Raw genomic sequence first — 3,788 nt, forward strand, 5'->3', positions numbered from 1 at the left:
ATATTGACGATGTAATCTCAAATGATGGCCACCCTGAAATCGAAGTTGATTTTAGCCAAGTTGAGTTTTTAGATTCATCTGGTGTTGGCGCAATTGTTTACATGTTCAAACGCCTAACTGAGCGAGAGCGCAACATGCGACTTGAAAATGTGACTGGCCAGCCTCTTGAAATTATGAACTTGCTACGTATTGGCCACGCTATCCCAGTAAATTCAAAAAATCCTACAAATTCATGAAGATCCACTAAGCTAGAAGTAACAAAACATAATAATAAAAAGTAAAAACATAGGACGTTGGCATGAAAATACTGAAAAACTACATAGCCCTTTCTCTGTCTGCTTTGGTTCTAGGTGGCTGTACTAGCTACCCTGAACAAGGCACCGGCGGTTTGGCTGAAAGTTATGACTCTATTAATTACCAAAATTCCGACTTTTCTCCTGTCATGCCAGACGAACCTCTTGGTCCTGAACACGGATTACGTTTTGATTGGCAACTGGCCAAATTACATCTTGATGCCTTGATTCAAGAAGGCGCCCGTTGGTGCTTCCCCGCTGCTGTTGTGCAAGCGATAGAGAAGCAAAATCGTATCGCTCGTGAACTACAAGGAGGCCTGCTTCTAGATGCGGCCAACGACCTAGTCATTCAAAGAAAACGCTTAAACGAACTTGAAGTCCAACTGGACTATGTGACCTCACAAGCCCGCTGTGAACCACCAAAAAATGAAAACCAATTTAGAATGCAATTGTCGGTTATCGAACAGTTGTATGACCTGCTTAATGTTGACAACCAATTCGCGGAAAACTCTACCGAAGTCAATCCCAAGTACATGGGAAGACTTGCCGAGGCGACCACACTACTGAATAAACATAAATCTCTAGACCTTGTTGTTACGGGTCATGCCGATGCTACGGGTACCGAAAAATTTAACGATGACTTAGCACTTGGACGTGCTAAACAAGTCGAACGTTACCTAACTATTTTTGGCTTAGGTGCTCAGCGAATTAAAGCCGTGTCTGTTGGTGAAACTGTCCCTCTTTTTGAAGGCGAATCAGACGGTACGCGTTTAACTAACCGCCGAGTGAGTATCGAAATTATCTCCCCTAAAAATGCCGAGAAAATGGGAGGTGGATTATGAAATTATTGATCGCTTTTATCATCACCCTATCGTTAAGCTTTACGAGTGTCGTGAATGCGAGCGAAGAGTTTTCAGACGCGGTTCAAGTCGGTGACCTTATCCAAGTTAACGTACCCGGTGAAAGTACGTTGAACACAGGGTTCCAAGTGGATAAACGTGGCCGCATTACCCTTCCTGAAGTTGGCGCCGTATTTGTTGCCGGTTATGACAGTGAGCAACTTAACAAAGTCGTTCTAGAATCACTGGCTACCGCTTATAAAGATCTTTCGAACGCTTCGGTGTACGTCAAAGAACAACAAATCATTATTTACGTTCAGGGTTATGTCGAACAGCCTGGCGAATACACACTGGCATTGGGTTCTAGCATCCAAATGGCGCTTTACGCAGCCGGTGGATTACGTCCAGGAGCACAACTGGACAAATTGATTCTTAAGCGAGGCGCGGACAAGAAAGAGTTTAACTACAAACGTTTCCTTGATTCAGGTGACGAATCATCGCTACCTAATCTGCAATCACTGGATTCGCTTTTTGTTCCAGCATCGCCATTAGTAGGCAATATTGAACAAGAGTTCGATGCAGCAAAGCTTGCTAACTCTGGTGACAGTGCTGACTCTCGCAATTCAATTAAAGTATTTGGCGAAGTAAATGCACCGGGGTCGTTCACTTATAAAGAGAGCACCGATCTTGTCGACGTACTAATGCGCTCGGGCGGTGTTACTCGTTATGCCAGTGTTGAGCAAATCCGAGTAATTTCAAACAACACGCCTACGCTGTTCAACCTTAAGCGTTATTTGGATTCTGGTGACGAAAGCCTACTTCCAATCTTACGCCCAGGTGCAACGATTTTTGTGCCGAAGCAAGAGGAAGAGATCAAATCCGGCGCAAACATGGTTTACGTTATGGGTGAAGTCGCTGCCCCTGGCGCTTTTGAAGGAAAGAGAGACGCTACCTTCATGGATATCCTTGCCAATGCTGGCGGCCCAACTCGATTTGCAGAGTCGCGTCAAATACGCGTAATCAAAGCGGATGGTCGAGTACTTAAATTCGATTTAGCGGCTTACACTGAAGGCTTGCCTAACTCTAACCCACCGAATATTAAAGCCGGTGACGCGATCTTTGTTCCTGAGAAAACCGACATGAACGAGAAATCTTGGTTAAAGATTGCACCAGACAGAGCAGTTAACGTGATTGGTGAGGTGAATCGACCTGGTCGTATAGAATGGTCAGATGAAATGAACTTCATGGGATTATTGGCACACGTCGGCGGCCCCACGCTACGCGCTGACACATCGAAAATTGAAGTCGTGACGGGTAGAAAGTTGGTTGTGTTTAATCTTGATGATTTCATCAGAAATGGTGCGCCACGAGATCTGATGCCACAAATTCGTGCAGGCTCTATCGTCCGTGTCCACGACTTGCCACAAGATCCGTCAGACAATAAATCTCAATGGGTACGTCAAAGCTCTGATGCTTCGATCTACATTTTTGGACAAGTGAATGCACCGGGTCGTTACCGCTTCACCAAAGACATGCACTTTCTTGACATTTTGTCTGCAGCTGACGGGCCTACTAAGGATGCCGATATACACAACGTGCGTGTGACTCACCGTGATAAAACCTACTCTAAAGTAAGCAAACTCAATTTATCGTTGTACTTCGAAACCGGTGACGAATCGTTACTGCCAAATGTAACCACAGGTGACACTATTTATATCCCAGAGAAAGGTAAAAACTGGTTAGATACACCGAAAGAAGAAACCGTTCGTGTGCTTGGTGCGATTAACAACCCAGGTCGCTATGTGTTTAACGACAACATGACCATTTTAGATATATTGGCAGAAGCGGCAGGCCCTACCGACAATGCTTACGTAGAGAAAATTACCATTGTGAATATGTCTTGTTGCCAAGGCCAAGCTCGTACCTTCGACCTTGTTGAATTCAGCAAAACAGCCAATATTTACAACCTACCAGTACTGCGCGCTGGTGACACTATCTACATCCCAGATCGCCGTGAGAGCTTTATGGAAAAAGCTCGTGTAGGTCTAGAAGACATATTACGTCTAACAACAATGATCGTCTTAATAGGAGCTTTATAATGACTATTTCAGCAATCCAAGCAGAAGTAGAACAACTGTATCTAGCTTCTGAACTTAACGGACAGAAATCGATTTGCGTGACTGCCTGTCATTCAGGTGACGGGGTAACCTCTATTGCAACTGCATTAGCCGAGCGTTTTCTCCTTGCTGGTCATTCTACGCTTTATGTTGACCTCAACTTATACAATCCTGCTTTTAAAGATTTGAACATGTTGGAAGACAATCAACAGGGACAGTTAATTGAACATGTCGAGTCTCATCGTACGTTTATCGGTGTCCCTGCTCCACAAATTGCATCAACGCAATTGGCTTATAAAGATCCGACAACGTTACAAAAAGTGGTGAACAAATGGTTAGACAAATACGATAGAGTCATCATTGATACCTCACCACTTCTCAACATAAACAAAGGCAACATTCCGGCGCAATCTGTCGCGAGTGCTTGTGATAGTACATTGATGGTTGTCGCCTATGGTGAAACCTCTAGTCACCACCTAGAGCAAGCGAAAAAGCTGCTTGATGCGCAGAGTATCAATCTTATGGGTTGTGTGATGAAC

The 3,788-nt window shown here is 44.4% G+C and carries 4 protein-coding genes; all 4 read left to right on the forward strand.

Translation table 11 applies throughout. The features are described from left to right. Positions 1–236: STAS domain-containing protein (locus AB4496_RS18175; protein WP_372131551.1), on the forward strand; the 236-nt coding region annotated here is incomplete at its 5' end. A 62-nt stretch (positions 237–298) separates the two neighbouring features. Next, positions 299–1,135, forward strand: a complete 837-nt coding sequence (locus AB4496_RS18180) for an OmpA family protein (protein WP_009846757.1) — start codon at positions 299–301, stop codon at positions 1,133–1,135. Then, positions 1,132–3,231: an SLBB domain-containing protein gene (locus AB4496_RS18185; protein ID WP_009846758.1), complete on the forward strand. Its 2,100-nt coding sequence runs from the start codon at positions 1,132–1,134 to the stop codon at positions 3,229–3,231. The genes AB4496_RS18180 and AB4496_RS18185 overlap by 4 nt, the downstream gene beginning before the upstream one ends. Further along, positions 3,231–3,788: chromosome partitioning protein ParA (locus tag AB4496_RS18190; RefSeq protein WP_372131553.1), on the forward strand; the 558-nt coding region annotated here is incomplete at its 3' end. The genes AB4496_RS18185 and AB4496_RS18190, both read left to right, overlap by 1 nt.

It is taken from the genome of Vibrio sp. 10N.222.46.A1, assembly GCF_041473595.1.
Taxonomy (GTDB): domain Bacteria; phylum Pseudomonadota; class Gammaproteobacteria; order Enterobacterales; family Vibrionaceae; genus Vibrio; species Vibrio tasmaniensis_A.

Excerpts from the sequence above, each read along its gene's own strand:
- AB4496_RS18185 (WP_009846758.1), top strand. The coding sequence starts at position 1,132 with ATGAAATTATTGATCGCTTTTATCATCACCCTATCGTTAAGCTTTACG.
- AB4496_RS18180 (WP_009846757.1), top strand. The coding sequence starts at position 299 with ATGAAAATACTGAAAAACTACATAGCCCTTTCTCTGTCTGCTTTGGTT.